The sequence below is a fragment of the Rossellomorea sp. FM04394 genome (genome assembly GCF_041889765.1).
GTDB lineage: Bacteria > Bacillota > Bacilli > Bacillales > Bacillaceae_B > Rossellomorea > Rossellomorea aquimaris_B.
The window spans coordinates 4,379,079-4,392,678 of sequence record NZ_CP168654.1; the positions used below are offsets into that span (position 1 = coordinate 4,379,079).

Below are 13,600 nucleotides of genomic sequence, written 5' to 3' on the forward strand. Positions count from 1 at the left end.
CATTAAATGATTATAGAGCTTTCATCCTTTTTCATCCCTCAAAGTAAAGATGATAATGATTCTGACATCCGGGGTTAAAGGATGCCTGACAATGAGGGCATACTGATTGACAATTCATATATTGTAAGATGGTCAACTCATTTTTACATTCTCCACAAAGAACCGCTTTCTTATTCCACTCGTTCTTTGACCAAATAATTGGATCATGACCTGCGATATCGTCATGACATTTATGACAAGGATAATAGGTGTTACAGCACTTAAATTTAATTGCGATGATATCTTTTTGGGTTCGGTAATGCTTACATTTCGTCTTAGAGTCTACTTCTACGCCACGTACCTCAATCAACTTTTCAGTCATGTTCATCCCCCTCATGCAGTAGATTTCGATAAATATAGTCGATTTTCCTACAGGATTCTTAAACTAGTTATCTATTACCTATACATTCTAATCTATTGATCTATCTGTACTATACAATGAATAGTATGGGATAGGGAGGGGAAGATTCTTGAAATTGATCGTAGAACACTCTAAGACAAGGTCTGAATCCGGTGAATTTGATCGAGCCAAATAAAAAGGGACTGATCTTCTAATCGTAAGAAGAACAGTCCCTTTTCATTAACCTAAATGCTCTAGGATCCCATTTAAATCCTTGTATTCATAATGTGGTCTTACCCCTAATTCATCCATTACCTTATCCTGACGATTGATCCAAGCCGTATAGAAACCAAAGTTGGTCGCCCCTGCAATATCCCATGGGTTAGAGGACATAAACAATACTTCTTCTCTCCTGACACCAAGCTTTTCAAGTACCAGCTGGTAAGACATCGGTGTCGGCTTGAACTGCTTGACTTCATCGACTGTTAAAACATCGTCTACTAAATGTCCAAAAGAAGAATGCTCCACCAATGGTGATAACATATCCAAGGAACCGTTGGAAAAAATCGCTTTTTGGTAAGGGTTCAGTTTTTCCAGCACACCTTTTACTTCTTCATAATGATTCAATTTTAAATAGGCACTTAGTAGTTCTTTCTCTTTTTTCTCAGAGAGACCGACTCCTACTTGTTTGCAAGCATAATGCAGGGCATCCTTCGTAATAGAGAAAAATGTCGTGTACGTTCCCATGAGTTGTCTTAAAAAGCTGTATTCTAATTGTTTTTGACGCCATACCTGGCTGATTTCCTCCCCTTTATCAGGAAAGAGTTCATTACACTTTTCGATGACCGAGTGAACATCAAATAATGTCCCGTATGCATCGAACACAAAAGCTTTAATAGTAGGCTTTGACATAGGTATCCTCCTCACAGATTCTCCTTATATAATAGACTGATTTCAAAAAATTAAACTTTTATTGGCCGATTGTAAAACAGGCGAATTCATTTCAAATCACCTCCATTTATGGTATATTACTTCGAGTATCTAAATATCCATCGGAGGTGGTCATAAGTGACTGAAGAACAACACGCACAGGCATCACCTTCCTATACAAAGACAATCTTATTCCTGAGCCTGACTATTTGGCTCGTTGTCATGAATACGACTATGTTCAATGTAGCTTTGCCCAACGTCCTGAAGGATTTCTCATTAGTTCCTTCTGAAGGAGCCTGGATTGTATCGGGCTATTCCATTGTACTTGCAATCTGCACCATTACGTACACCCGCCTGGCAGACTACATCCCGATCAGGCGATTGCTCATTATAGGCATCACCGTTTTTGGAATCGCATCATTCACAGGCTTTTTTGCCCATACCTTTACCTGGCTATTGCTGTCTCGATTATTTCAAGCGGCAGGGGCAGCAGCGATCCCTGGGTTATCCATGGTGTTTGCCGGGCGTTTTGTCCCTATGGCAAGGCGTGGACGGGCATTGGCGATGATCGCTTCTGCCTCTTCCCTCGGATTTGGATTGGGTCCCGTTGTCGGTGGGGTGATCACGGATTATTTGAATTGGAATTATTTATTTCTGATCACGTTATGCGTCCTTGGAATGATTCCTATCTTGTATCGTTATTTGCCTGATGAAAAGACCAAAAAAGGGTATTTTGACATATGGGGAGGGCTCTTGACCGGTATAGGGATCACTTTTTTCCTCCTTTTCATCTCAACCTTTCACTGGTACTATTTCGCAGGTTCCGTCATGATCTTTGGTGGCCTGTGGATTCGCATCCATAAGATTGACTTACCCTTTATCCAGCCCAGCCTGGTTCGTGATAAGGGATACCGTCAGATTCTCTATATGAGTTTTCTTGGTTTTGTCACTCATTTTGCCATTTTAATCGTCATGCCCTTAATGCTTCAGCACGTATTTGGTAAAAACCCTACAACTGTCGGATTTATTATATTTCCCGGGGCCATGGTTTCAGCAGTGGCTGCCATCTATGTAGGGAGACTAATCGATCGATACGGAAATATGAGAGTGATGTTTCTTGCTCATATCCTTCTCATTATTTCCACTTTGATTTTCTATTTCTTATCCCCTGGCAGTGAATACATGATTATGCTGGCTTACATGTTTACTAGCTTCGGTTTCTCAAGTCTTTCTTCAAGCTCGACGAACGAGGTATCACGGGTCTTAAGTAAAGAATTAACCGCTTCGGGGATCGGGATGAAACAACTGATACATTATGTCGGCAGTGCTTCTGGTTCTGTCCTTGGTGGAATCATAGTGGAAATGGGCGGAGCTGACTTCCCGGTAAGCTCCTTTCAAAATACATTTTTGGTTCTCATTGGATTGATGACCATATCCCTTTTGCTCTTATTTTTATACCAACGGAAAATCAACAACTAATACTCATAGGTCCATGCAGTTATCACTGCTTGGACCTATCTTTTTGTTCAGGGTAAAAAATTGTTTCCTCATCCCGGTTGAAACGGATTCTACACCTACCATTAAGGGTATAGTAAGAAAAAAACAGTAGAACAGGGGAATTCAATTGAAAACAAAGAAAAAGTGGTATAAGAGGAAAAACTGGTGGATCGGGGGTGTCATCATATTGATCCTTACAGTCGTGATGGTTTACCACCGCGTTAAGCCGTTGCCTCCGGGAATATCCTATGCCGGCAATACCTATACCATACCTGAAGAGGATGTAGAGTTCCTATACGACCTTACGTACCAGAAGGATGGAAAAGAACTCTATGATCATTCGATCTTTGATGAAGTATACCAAACCATTGAAGAAGCAGAAGATTTTCTTATCTTGGACTTATTTTTAGTAAATGGATATACAAAGGGTGATCGTGATTACCCGAGAATCAGTGAAAAATTATCGAAAACGATTCAGGAACAGATGAAAAAGAAACCTGGTCTAAAGGTCGTCTTCATCAGTGATATCGTCAACACCACCTATGGATCCCATACCGCTAAACAATTAGAGCCTTTAGAAGATCTTGGAGCTGAAGTCATTTACACCGATTTAAACCGCCTCAGAGATCCTAACATCCTATATTCAGGCGTGTGGAGGGCTGCACTGGGCTGGTTTGGTCAGGATGGCTATGGATGGCTCCCTAACCCCATGGCCCCTTCAGCACCTAAGGTAACCATGAGATCTTACTTGAAACTGTTGAATATTAAAGCGAATCACAGAAAGGTCGTCATCACGGAAGATGCTGGGTTAATCTTATCCGCTAATCCCCACGATGCAAGTGGGTTTCACTCTAACATTGGATTCAAGGTCAAGGGGGAAATCCTCAAGGACATGGTAAAAGCTGAAAAGGCAGTGGCAGCTTTTTCAGGTGGCGATCCAGTGGCCTTTCCTACAGTAGAACAGTTGAATGAGTCAATAAAAAAGCCCGATCCAGGTGAAGCAAGTGTTAAGGCGCAAATCCTTACAGAGAGAGAGATTCAAAAAGGTGTCGTAAATGCCTTAAACAAAGCCAAAAAAGGAGACGAAGCGTGGATTGGCATGTTCTACCTGGCAGACCGTGATATCATCGACGCGATTGAAGATGCTGCAAAACGGGAAGTGGACGTGCGACTGGTTCTCGATCCCAACCAAAACGCCTTTGGGCAAGAAAAAATCGGGTTGCCTAATTTGCCTATTGCCTCAGAGCTTCACAACCTTGACAACGATCATATTACGATTCGCTGGTACAACACCAATAAAGAACAATATCATACAAAATTCATTTACGTAAAAGGGAAAAATGAAAGTACCGTTATTGGTGGATCGGGGAACTATACCTCCCGTAATATGGATGACTATAACTTAGAAGAGAATATTAAGTTAGTAGCCCCTTCAGACAGTAATATCATGAGTGAAGTTGATCAATATTTCAAAAGGATCTGGAACAACGAAAATGGAACCTACACCGTTAAGTATGAGAAATATCAGGATAAACTGCCTGCCTTTAAATATGTCATGTATATCTTGCAAAAAATTTTCCAAGTGACGACCTATTAGGTTTTAATTCCACAATAAAAGGGAAATAAATCAGTAACAACACATCACAAAAAACATAAAATGGAGGTTAGAAAAATGGGTATTATTTTGTACTTAATCGTAGGTGGAATCATCGGTTGGTTAGCTGGTCTTATATTAGGTAAAAACGTTCCTGGTGGAATCATCGGAAACATCATCGCAGGTATTATCGGTGCATGGATCGGAGGAGAACTTCTAGGAAGCTTCGGACCATCACTTGCAGGAATTGCTATCATTCCAGCTCTACTCGGAGCGATCATCTTTGTATTCCTGTTAAGCTTACTGCTTAGAGGAATGAGAAGAACTTCTCATTAATATCAGTAAACCCCTTGAATGGATTCCCATCCAAGGGGTTTTTAATATATCAAGGAGTCCGGGCAAGAAAAAAGCAGCCAATTGCAGGCTGCTTTTTCTTAGTACGTCATTGACTTTTTATGTCTTCTCTTATTTCGATACTTCTTATAAATCGGGTAAATAACAGGTCCCCATTTGATCAGTCTTCCAATTAAACGTTTCATGCAGGTAACCTCCTTTGTATAGTATTTACCCGCTATAAGGAAATGGGAAACCTCTATATCCAACCAAAACAGGTAATCGTTTCCGATCTTCATTTGTTATAAAGAATCAACACTGCCTTTACATATGGCTGATACTCTTATATTCGAAAAGGAGGCAGTCAAAATGAAAAAATGGTTCAAAAAAAGTTTCGCTTTACTTGTAGTATTTTCGATTCTTCCTCTATCAACCGAAGCACTGGAAACCCCTTTAAGTTCAGCTGGTGTAAAGGATGGCGGTATCGGTAACAGTACTCATTATCTGGATTCCGCTCCAAATATCTCCCTGGATAAGAAGGTAAACCAGATTATTTACCCTCTATTTGCAACACCAGCCATAAAAAAGAAAGGTGAGGCTCTCACCTTGAAAATCGACACACAAGGGAAAGAAGCTGGATCATGGAGTGTCAAATTAAAGCAGACCAATCACTCCTCTCTAAACAGTGAATATGAATTACCTGTTAAATCAATACAACAGGGGGATTCTCATTGGAAAGACAGCTCTTCAATCGTCAATGTTACGGTGACAATTCCAGAAGGGACTCCACAAAAGCTTTATGATTTAGAAGTAGCCTACACAGGAAATGGTCAAAGGACCACTGATGAACAACCTCATTCTGTTAAAGTTGTGGACGAATATAACAAGGATTTCACCTTTTTGCATTTAACGGACACTCATATTGGATCCCCTCGAAATCTCGGTGATCCTGAAGATCCTTCCTCAATAGACCCTGCTCTCGCCAAAGAAGCAGGCATGTGGGACCCGGATCCAAAAAAACGGTGGTTATATTTGCAAAAAGCCATTAAAGAGGTCAATTTAAAAAACCCTGATTTCGTTGTTGTAACAGGAGACCTTATGTATGGTCAAATGAACCCTCAGGAGTATATTTATGAATACGAAGAAACGTATAAAATGCTTCAAAAATTGAATGTACCCGTGTATATAGTTCCTGGTAATCATGATTATTACGCCCAGGATGCTACGCTAACAGATGGAGCGAAATACTGGGAGAAGTACTTCGGTCCTCAATATTTTTCCTTTGATTACGGCCCTTATGCCCACTTCATCGGATACAACTCCTTTGACTGGCACAAGTTCGATCGAAGTGGTAATGGAACTGTTTCTGTTCCAACCTGGGGTGGCCAAATACGTGAGGAACAACTCAATTGGGTGAAAGAAGACTTACAACGCAATGGCCAGACTGCAGAGAGCGGGCAAATCCGTGGACTCTTCTCCCATCACAACCCACTGTGGCGCGACCGGGAAATATGGCCACAGGATGACCCGGAGGTACAAAATTATTGGAAGCAATATGATGAAAAGCATAATCCTCAGCGTTTGGAAACATTGGTTCTTGGAGAAAAGCTGGGAATCAAATACGATCAGCAATGGCATGGGGAAAATGCGAAAGAATTAATTAGTGTAATGAAGGAAAACAATGTAACCCTTAGTCTGCATGGACACACTCATATTGATAACGTGACGAAAGAAGATGGCATTTTATATACAACGACGACAGCGATTGAATTGACTGGTAAGCCGTGGGTCGGATTCAGGGATTTTTCTGTTCAAGGTGGGCAGATCGAATCCTACAATTATGAAGAACCCGGCCACTCCACCCCTGTGTATCAAGATGGGGACACGAAAGGTGGAACAATGTCCTTTGATGCCGTTTATCAGACAGGTAACGATGGAAGTGCTTCCTCACAACAGGTGGAGGTGACAAATCGTTTACACAAACCTTTAACTGTCACCATCCCCTTATATATGACAGAAGGAAATTACAATGTATCAACAGGTAATATACTTCAGAATTACGCATCCGGCAGTAAGCAGTATCTGGAAGTACAACTTACCATTCCAGCAAACAGTTCGGAAACGCTCATCGTACAAAAGAAATAAACATTGATATAAAGCTCCCTTCCATTCAATATTGGAAGGAGCTTATTCTTTTGAAGTTGTGTTCTGCCTGGGGAATAATTCAAATTATCGTTCTTTCAAATAATAAAGAGCAACTGAACTGTATGTTCAGTTGCTCTTTATTATTTACTACTCTTTGATTCCGAAATCTTTCCTAAGAAAAATCCGTCGATCTCACTTAATTTACCACGCCACATGATCTTCCCTTTTGATGGGGTCGGTTTGCTGTCGCCACAATACACCTTTGTGTTCTTCAAGTGAATAAAGTGGGCTTCAGCACTTTGGTTTTCTTCTACAGACTCCCCGGCTCTGGCAAGCTCCTCACTCAACTTCTGAGCCACTTCACTGCCATCCTCAAAGGTTTCACTCAATGAATCGAAGTATTCCTTTGCGGAAACTAAGGTACCCGTTATCACGGCACCCTTGACGTTTAACGTGATGTCTAATGAAAAGTCATGCTTGTTTGATGCCTGTACAAAAAATTCTAAGATGCTATCCTTTCCTGTACCTGGTTCTACACTCATTTTCACGTCTCCTTTCTAGTTAAGCTACTGTGTCGTCCTCGGTAGAGAGTGTTGTATCTTCTTCTTGATCTTCGTCTTTATCATCATCTTTTTTTGCAGTTTTTTTACTTTTAGCTGAAGACTTGCGGGTAGAACGCTTCTTTCCTTTTGTACTTGATTTACCATTTGATTTCTTCTTGCTCGAAGCTTCTTCCTCATCATCGCTATCATCTTCATCATCTTCACTAGTGTCTTCGTCTTCTTCATCGTCATCCTCTTCATCTGTCGCTTCTTCTTTAGACTTTTTAGAAGCTTTCTTACTTGAAGAGGTTTCTTCTTTTTCGTCTTCTTCTTCTTCTTCATCTTCCTCTTCTTCACTTCCATCTTCACGCGTCGCGGCAATTTGATTCATTTTCTCTTCTAATTGCTGTAAACGGTTCTGAAGCTCTTCATTTTCCTGTTTAAGAGCTTCATAGTCCTGATTCGACTCTTCTTCTTGGCTGTTCGTTTCTGTTGAATTTACGGCCGTTTCCGTGTCTTCTGAGGCTTCTTCCTCTTTATCGCGCTTAAATAGATTAGCTGTTGATGATTTTAGTGTCACAGCTGCTTTTCGGGATTTTTCTTTTGCTGCTTTCCCGAAATCCAGGCTTTTGCTTTTTATTTTCTCTTGATCAATACGATCTAATAGTTTTTTTCCATTTTCAGGTGTTGCCAGATATCCTACAGTTGCTCCCAACAGACTTCCAGCTACGGTTCTCTTGATAGGGCCGCTTCTTCTCGTTTTATTCTCGTTTGTTGAATTCTTTTCTTGTCCTTGATTCTCAACTGTTGTGCTTTGCGTATTTTTTTCTGCCATCGGTAAAACCTCCAATTAGTTTGTTTCCGCCGAATTAAGACGGTTTGTATCCAGTTTCTTTTCAAGTGATTCCAAACGTTCCTGCAATTTCTTATTTTCCTCTTCCAGTGCTTTCGTGTTGTTATCGGCGGCTTTGGAACTTAAGTAAGGATCATTTTCCCACCAGTCCATGCCAATTTCTTTCGCTTTATCTACGGAAGCAACGATTAAGCGGATCTTTATCGTGAGGAGCTCGACATCGGCGATTCCCACCGTAATATCTCCTGCCACGACAACTCCTTTATCTAAAATCTTCTCTAATACATCCACGATTGTGTTGGATTGTACCGGATGCTCCATTCCCATCATGTAACCTCCTTAATCGGCATTACATTAAGCTCCCTAAAGGACCAAGATCTATATTCAAGTCTTCTGCATCAAGACCAAATACCTCTTTTAACTCTTCCATTTTCTCTTCTAAGTTCATAAGGGCAATGCCCAGATTCTCCACTTGTTCATCCGTTAAAGTACCGCCTTCGACACGCCGCATCGCATGTCTCTCGACGATTTGCCTTAATAGTTCTACAACGGTCAATACAAGCTGTGCCAGTCCTTGTTCTGCTTTTTCCGGGTCGAAATTAATTCGCCCATTTGTCCCGTTGGCCTGTTGCATGAATCAATCCCTCCCTTTCTTTATCGAATTGATCGGACGTTACCGTTTTACGTGTTCCCTGCTTATGTTGAACTAATGTCTCTACTGAGGAAATCAGCACTCGCAAATCCAGATACACGAGGTCGACACCTGCAATGGATATAATTAAATCTCCCTTTATCGCCACACCTTTGTCGAGAATGACATCTAAAATATCTATAAGGGCTATATCTTTGTTCTCGATCGATTCTCTGACTGTCATATTTCTCATTCCTTATTTTGTGATTAAGAAAAACTAGAAAAATGATAAGGTGGCCAAGGGCCGGATGCTTCAATTTTCCAACCAGCGTGTCCCAGTTCTTCTTCATATTGCTTAATTTCCTCAACAAAATCATCAACATTGGATACTGGAAGAAGGAACACACTATTCCAAGCCATATGCTCTTGTCGGCCAGTGACATCCTTACTCCAATTTTTTTTGATGTTTCCATGGAGGGAATGCTCTTTCAGCTTTTCATGAACCTCTTCACAGAGACGATTCTTTTCGTTTTCTAACTCCCGGTCTATCAGCTGATCGATTTTTTTCTTTTCAAAGAACTGCCTGCCCTTTGGTAATTCACTGATTTCTTTTCTTTTGGCTTCGATAGAAGGGTTGCTTTCGCTTACCTGCTTCTTCAGCAGATTATCGTCACAGTAGATTTTGACGTTCCATTCTTCGTTCCCATCCAGCTGTTTGAATGTCGTCTCAAGCTTATTTCGATTCCCTTCAATCGTGGACTTAAGGCTATCCTCATTCTTATACAATGTACAGAACTTCAGAGGGATGATGGTATACATCTTTGAAACCATCAATACCGTTTCATGATGATGAAACGCCTTTTCCTGCAGCCAATCCATGTCGTTATCGACTTTGTCTTTGATGGTCTCTTCTGAGTATTCATTCGGTGGCAGATCACAAACAATGGCTGTCACTTCACCGATTTCAATTGTATATAGTTCACCTTCTCCATCGAAGCCTTTCATGGAGGGAAGGGATTTTTCATTTGCTTCTTTAGTTGGGATTAAGCCATATAAATAAAGTAAATCGCTCATCTGATCACCCTTATTTCTTTTTCGTTAATTCTTCCCATTGTTCCATTTCCATCTGTTTCGCAATTTCATACCTTGTTAAGAGCTCATCTTCTTTTTCCTGAAAAGCTTCTTCAGGAATTTCACCTAATTCATACATCATTTGAAGCTGAATCAATTTTTGTTGAATGGTAGGAAGGTCGTACAACTCTTTGTCTGCTTCTTCTTTAATCTTTTCTCCGACTTTAATGACTAAATTAATTGGTGCACTCACCAATTTATGAATCATCAGCCTTCCTCAACCTTCAGGCGTATGTTGACGAAATTGTAAGCCGGCCAAGGGCCGCTATAATTAAATTCGACCTTATCCTTCCATTTTTCATGGGCTTCATTGACCTTTTGGTCAAATAATTCTTCCTGATCCCGATCAATTAAGAAAGAGGCATTTAGGAGCATTTTCTCACTTGAAGGTTCGTTTGCCTTCGCCGACACTGCTGCTTCCCCAAGGGGTGCATAAACTTCTTCCTTAATCTCACTTTGCAGGGAAGTAAATAGCTTCTGAGCCATTCCGCCAAGCTGAATGCGGTCATAATAAGCGGCCGATTCTGATTTCCCTTTAACGGCTGAGGCCATTTTTTCTACCTGCGGGTTATCTTTCACCATGGCTTCAAGCCATTCCTTTTTACCGATCACCTTTAAGCCCAGCTCGATTTTCCCTTTAATTGCCGGGAAAAGAGTTTCAAACTGCGGATAAAGGTTTTCAAGCAGGGCCTCTACATCGTCTCTTGATTTAAAGACATTCCCGAAGCTGATCGGGATGACCGTATCCTTTTGATCCATCACACGTGATACGGCACCTTGGTGCATGAGCAAATTCTGCTTCTTAGGATGATAGATTTTCATCGGTACTTCCGCTGCTACCATTGCGGCGTCCTTATATCTGATCGTGAACGTCTCCCGTTCCTCGCCTTCTATTTCAATGGAACCAAATCGATCGTCTTCTTCTGTTTGAATGGCACAGAATATATAAATCCCGATTTCTTCATTACTCATTTGAAACTCTCCTTTATTCCTCAGATACCTTCATACGTTTGCATGCATCTATAATCAATTGTTCTGCTTTTTCTTGTGGGTTTTCTCCGTCGATACATCGACTTACACTGTGTGCTGCTATATCAATACATAGACGTTGAAAATCTGGATCCTTACCGTCTATGGGAATGTCTGATTCAATGGCGAGCCTTGCGATCATTAATGAAGCACGCAAGCTCGGTCCATTTAATTCATTGGTACATTGATCGCGTAGTGTAGAGACAAGGGTTGTAATCGCTCTTGCTTCACTCATAACCAAGTTTGCTTTTTCCGATACAATCACTGCCTCTTGTTCAGCTCCCTTGTAATCTACGTTTATGGTGATCAATCTATCCAGGAGAGCATCCTGTGTTTGATAAACACCTGCGTATTCTGCAGGATTACTAGTAAATATGATTGCAAATTCCGGGTGTACGCGAATAAAGGGTTCAGTTAGCTTCGATCCATATAAAGGGATGATCCCTTCTTCTAAAATGGATAGAAAGATATTATTCGTTGTAGGCTGTGATCGTGTGAATTCATCGTATACAAGGGTATATCCATTCTTTACTGCTTCCAGTAAACGGCCATCTCTCCATGTCTCGGTGACACTTTCATCCTTTTTGTAAACGGATCGAACATATTGATCGATCACTTTTTTACTTGTATAGCCTGTGAAATCACCGATTAAATCTTTATTATTCAGTTCATGATTACCATGCATGAGCATAACCGGTCTTTTTCTCTTCTTGGCAAGTGCTAGAGCAAGAGACGTTTTCCCGGCTCCGGAAGGACCTGTAAAATGTACAGGATATCCAGCTTTAAGGTATTGTAATGAGCGCGAAAGCAATTCTTTCGTTTCATCGTCTTGTATTAATGCCCTGCTATCCTTTTTGATCCGTTTTGTTAAGACCGTCACGTACAATTCCCTCCTACTCGCTCATCCACTACATTTCCTGTCCAATGGCACTTCTGTAACGGATATCCCGTCGTTTAAATGATGTGACTTCCTTTTCTTTATTAAGAAGAACATCATATGTTCCAAGCATTTCGTCTTTAGCATATTTCTTCATATATTCCTTTTCTTCAATGACTTCGACTTGAAGCTTCCACCCTTCATCTTCAGTCAATTCCACTGAAGTAATCTTATGGACCGGGGCTACATGTTCATTGAAGAAGTCGGTAACACTATTCATAATCTCTTTGATAACCATAGTCGCCTCCTACTCTACCTGTTATGAAAGGGGGAGGGGTGCCAATAATGGCCCCCTTCTCACTTTCTTTACTGTACTGCCCCTGCTTAAATACTAAACTGGGAGCTTCTTTCATTCTGCTGAGTAGCAAGACCGTTTTCTTCGACATCATCCCGAAGCAGGCCTACAGCTTCTGCATAACGCAACCATGTATCTACGCTGGCAATGACGACCCTTGCTTCAACCGTTAAGATCTCAATCCCAACGACAGATACCCTTGCAAAGGCATCAATGACAATACCTTTGTCGAGAATCCGGTCAATTACTTCTGCTAAGCTCGAACTATTATTACTCTTTTGAATAGCCAATTGTTATTCTCCTTCCGGTGTTTAAGAACAGATGGTCTTTATATCTTTCGACGATTTAATTTCTGTAGAACTTTTTATTTTCAAGGAGCTCTTAATGTCACTTGCTCCTTTAATATTTTCTACGCCTTTAATTCTGGTCTTTTTATCATTCGATGAAGAGACTTTCTTTTGGAATTCTTCTCCTGCTTCTTTTGCATTTCCTAGCTTTTCCCGTACGGAAAGCAGGACATCCTGTACTTTTTCCTTAGCTTCTTCAGCTTTGTTGTGAACATTATCAGCATTTTTTTCTTTTGCCTTCTCTAACTTCTCAGATGCTTCGTTGGCTTTTGATTGAATTCCACCTTCAACACTGTTCACAAATGTTTCTTTCGCCTTCTCTTTCATCGTATCTTTCACTTTTTCTTTCACGGGTTCCGGGGCGTGATCATATGCTTTTTTAGCCATCTTGCCAACTGCTTTTTTCACTGGCTTACTCATGTAATGCCCCCTTCAGGGATGCGATTATTTCTTAGACTCCACTAAGCTGTTCAGCATTTCTTCAATACGTTCTAAACGTTCGTTCAAATTTTTGTTTTCTTCTTTGATTTCTTCCAATTCTTCTGATTGATTTGAAGAATTTTCACTGTTATCAGCCTTGGATTCAGTGTTTTCCGATACCTCTTCTTTTTTCTTCTTAGGTGCAAGCAAACCGCCTTCCAGTCTGCTCATATATCCGGTAGCCGATTGTCTTAAGGTGATAATGGCCTGCTCTGTCAGGAATTCCTGTGCCGACCTTCGCAATTCTTTACTAGCTGCTTTCATCACTTCTGACTTCCCTAGACTGTCCACTACTTTCTTTCCTGTACCCGGGTTTGAGAGTAACCCGATACCCGCTCCGACTACTCCACCGATAATCGCATAATTCATGGATTGTCTGTTTTCAGTTGTTTGTTCTTCGTTTTCTTGAGTATTTTTCGTTTCTTCTACTTGTTGACTGCTTTTTGTTTCTGCCATATTCATCCTCTTTTCTTCTAA

19 protein-coding genes are annotated in these 13,600 nt (G+C 40.9%); 4 read left to right on the forward strand and 15 right to left on the reverse strand.

Annotated elements, in window-relative coordinates:
- Positions 1-31 precede the first annotated feature (31 nt).
- Positions 32-361, reverse strand: a complete 330-nt coding sequence (locus tag ACCB35_RS21870) for a CHY zinc finger protein (RefSeq protein WP_374055291.1) — start codon at positions 359-361, stop codon at positions 32-34.
- Positions 362-619: 258 nt separating this feature from the next.
- The gene (locus ACCB35_RS21875; RefSeq protein ID WP_374055292.1) at positions 620-1,291 is read right to left on the reverse strand and encodes a haloacid dehalogenase type II; all 672 of its coding nucleotides are present in this window, start codon (positions 1,289-1,291) and stop codon (positions 620-622) included.
- Positions 1,292-1,447: 156 nt separating this feature from the next.
- Between ACCB35_RS21875 and ACCB35_RS21880 the strand changes: the two genes are divergently transcribed.
- The 4 genes from ACCB35_RS21880 to ACCB35_RS21895 all read left to right on the forward strand — a co-directional run bounded on the left by ACCB35_RS21880 (position 1,448) and on the right by ACCB35_RS21895 (position 6,878).
- On the forward strand, positions 1,448-2,788 hold the full coding sequence (locus ACCB35_RS21880) for an MFS transporter (protein WP_374055293.1): 1,341 nt from the start codon (positions 1,448-1,450) through the stop codon (positions 2,786-2,788).
- A 145-nt stretch (positions 2,789-2,933) separates the two neighbouring features.
- Positions 2,934-4,403: a phospholipase D family protein gene (locus ACCB35_RS21885; protein ID WP_374055294.1), complete on the forward strand. Its 1,470-nt coding sequence runs from the start codon at positions 2,934-2,936 to the stop codon at positions 4,401-4,403.
- A gap of 75 nt (positions 4,404-4,478) precedes the next feature.
- The gene (locus ACCB35_RS21890) at positions 4,479-4,736 is read left to right on the forward strand and encodes a GlsB/YeaQ/YmgE family stress response membrane protein (protein ID WP_034764945.1); all 258 of its coding nucleotides are present in this window, start codon (positions 4,479-4,481) and stop codon (positions 4,734-4,736) included.
- Between the two features lie 366 nt (positions 4,737-5,102).
- Positions 5,103-6,878: a metallophosphoesterase gene (locus tag ACCB35_RS21895; RefSeq protein ID WP_374055295.1), complete on the forward strand. Its 1,776-nt coding sequence runs from the start codon at positions 5,103-5,105 to the stop codon at positions 6,876-6,878.
- A gap of 140 nt (positions 6,879-7,018) precedes the next feature.
- On the opposite strand, the gene gvpU is transcribed toward ACCB35_RS21895, so the two are convergent.
- The 13 genes from gvpU to gvpT (ACCB35_RS21960) all read right to left on the reverse strand — a co-directional run bounded on the left by gvpU (position 7,019) and on the right by gvpT (ACCB35_RS21960) (position 13,579).
- Positions 7,019-7,420: a gas vesicle accessory protein GvpU gene (gene gvpU / locus ACCB35_RS21900; RefSeq protein ID WP_044340204.1), complete on the reverse strand. Its 402-nt coding sequence runs from the start codon at positions 7,418-7,420 to the stop codon at positions 7,019-7,021.
- 19 nt (positions 7,421-7,439) lie between these two features.
- Positions 7,440-8,255, reverse strand: a complete 816-nt coding sequence (gvpT, locus tag ACCB35_RS21905) for a GvpT/GvpP family gas vesicle accessory protein (protein WP_374055296.1) — start codon at positions 8,253-8,255, stop codon at positions 7,440-7,442.
- A gap of 15 nt (positions 8,256-8,270) precedes the next feature.
- Complete coding sequence (gene gvpJ, locus ACCB35_RS21910; RefSeq protein ID WP_374057089.1) at positions 8,271-8,600, reverse strand: gas vesicle protein GvpJ; 330 nt, start codon at positions 8,598-8,600, stop codon at positions 8,271-8,273.
- 22 nt (positions 8,601-8,622) lie between these two features.
- Positions 8,623-8,907: a gas vesicle protein K gene (locus ACCB35_RS21915; protein ID WP_044340207.1), complete on the reverse strand. Its 285-nt coding sequence runs from the start codon at positions 8,905-8,907 to the stop codon at positions 8,623-8,625.
- Entirely contained in the window at positions 8,873-9,148 is a 276-nt protein-coding gene (locus ACCB35_RS21920) for a gas vesicle protein (protein WP_044340208.1), read from the reverse strand. The genes ACCB35_RS21915 and ACCB35_RS21920 overlap by 35 nt, the downstream gene beginning before the upstream one ends.
- 23 nt (positions 9,149-9,171) lie before the next feature.
- Positions 9,172-9,978 carry a GvpL/GvpF family gas vesicle protein gene (locus ACCB35_RS21925; protein ID WP_374055297.1) on the reverse strand — a complete coding sequence of 269 codons (807 nt, stop codon included), beginning with the start codon at positions 9,976-9,978 and terminating at the stop codon, positions 9,172-9,174.
- Positions 9,979-9,988: 10 nt separating this feature from the next.
- Positions 9,989-10,243 (reverse strand): gas vesicle protein GvpG, encoded by a 255-nt coding sequence (locus ACCB35_RS21930; RefSeq protein ID WP_044340210.1) that lies wholly within the window; start codon positions 10,241-10,243, stop codon positions 9,989-9,991.
- Positions 10,243-11,007 carry a GvpL/GvpF family gas vesicle protein gene (locus ACCB35_RS21935; protein ID WP_374055298.1) on the reverse strand — a complete coding sequence of 255 codons (765 nt, stop codon included), beginning with the start codon at positions 11,005-11,007 and terminating at the stop codon, positions 10,243-10,245. The genes ACCB35_RS21930 and ACCB35_RS21935 overlap by 1 nt, the downstream gene beginning before the upstream one ends.
- A 13-nt stretch (positions 11,008-11,020) precedes the next feature.
- On the reverse strand, positions 11,021-11,944 hold the full coding sequence (gene gvpN / locus ACCB35_RS21940) for a gas vesicle protein GvpN (protein ID WP_374055299.1): 924 nt from the start codon (positions 11,942-11,944) through the stop codon (positions 11,021-11,023).
- A gap of 28 nt (positions 11,945-11,972) precedes the next feature.
- Complete coding sequence (gene gvpO, locus ACCB35_RS21945; RefSeq protein WP_034764910.1) at positions 11,973-12,239, reverse strand: gas vesicle protein GvpO; 267 nt, start codon at positions 12,237-12,239, stop codon at positions 11,973-11,975.
- A gap of 86 nt (positions 12,240-12,325) precedes the next feature.
- The gene (gene gvpJ / locus ACCB35_RS21950; RefSeq protein ID WP_034764908.1) at positions 12,326-12,586 is read right to left on the reverse strand and encodes a gas vesicle protein GvpJ; all 261 of its coding nucleotides are present in this window, start codon (positions 12,584-12,586) and stop codon (positions 12,326-12,328) included.
- Between the two features lie 21 nt (positions 12,587-12,607).
- Positions 12,608-13,063, reverse strand: coding sequence for a gas vesicle protein GvpQ (gene gvpQ / locus ACCB35_RS21955; RefSeq protein ID WP_374055300.1), 456 nt, complete (start codon positions 13,061-13,063; stop codon positions 12,608-12,610).
- Positions 13,064-13,087: 24 nt separating this feature from the next.
- Complete coding sequence (gvpT, locus tag ACCB35_RS21960; protein WP_374055301.1) at positions 13,088-13,579, reverse strand: GvpT/GvpP family gas vesicle accessory protein; 492 nt, start codon at positions 13,577-13,579, stop codon at positions 13,088-13,090.
- Between the last annotated feature and the right edge of the window lie 21 nt (positions 13,580-13,600).

Bases quoted from the DNA above. Each gene is read 5' to 3' on its own strand.
- ACCB35_RS21870 (WP_374055291.1), bottom strand. From the start codon at position 361: ATGACTGAAAAGTTGATTGAGGTACGTGGCGTAGAAGTAGACTCTAAG.
- ACCB35_RS21875 (WP_374055292.1), bottom strand. From the start codon at position 1,291: ATGTCAAAGCCTACTATTAAAGCTTTTGTGTTCGATGCATACGGGACA.
- ACCB35_RS21890 (WP_034764945.1), top strand. From the start codon at position 4,479: ATGGGTATTATTTTGTACTTAATCGTAGGTGGAATCATCGGTTGGTTA.
- ACCB35_RS21895 (WP_374055295.1), top strand. From the start codon at position 5,103: ATGAAAAAATGGTTCAAAAAAAGTTTCGCTTTACTTGTAGTATTTTCG.
- gvpU (WP_044340204.1), bottom strand. From the start codon at position 7,420: ATGAGTGTAGAACCAGGTACAGGAAAGGATAGCATCTTAGAATTTTTT.
- gvpT (WP_374055296.1), bottom strand. From the start codon at position 8,255: ATGGCAGAAAAAAATACGCAAAGCACAACAGTTGAGAATCAAGGACAA.
- gvpJ (WP_374057089.1), bottom strand. From the start codon at position 8,600: ATGGGAATGGAGCATCCGGTACAATCCAACACAATCGTGGATGTATTA.
- ACCB35_RS21915 (WP_044340207.1), bottom strand. From the start codon at position 8,907: ATGCAACAGGCCAACGGGACAAATGGGCGAATTAATTTCGACCCGGAA.
- ACCB35_RS21920 (WP_044340208.1), bottom strand. From the start codon at position 9,148: ATGACAGTCAGAGAATCGATCGAGAACAAAGATATAGCCCTTATAGAT.
- ACCB35_RS21925 (WP_374055297.1), bottom strand. From the start codon at position 9,978: ATGAGCGATTTACTTTATTTATATGGCTTAATCCCAACTAAAGAAGCA.
- ACCB35_RS21930 (WP_044340210.1), bottom strand. From the start codon at position 10,243: ATGATTCATAAATTGGTGAGTGCACCAATTAATTTAGTCATTAAAGTC.
- ACCB35_RS21935 (WP_374055298.1), bottom strand. From the start codon at position 11,007: ATGAGTAATGAAGAAATCGGGATTTATATATTCTGTGCCATTCAAACA.
- gvpO (WP_034764910.1), bottom strand. From the start codon at position 12,239: ATGGTTATCAAAGAGATTATGAATAGTGTTACCGACTTCTTCAATGAA.
- gvpQ (WP_374055300.1), bottom strand. From the start codon at position 13,063: ATGAGTAAGCCAGTGAAAAAAGCAGTTGGCAAGATGGCTAAAAAAGCA.
- gvpT (WP_374055301.1), bottom strand. From the start codon at position 13,579: ATGGCAGAAACAAAAAGCAGTCAACAAGTAGAAGAAACGAAAAATACT.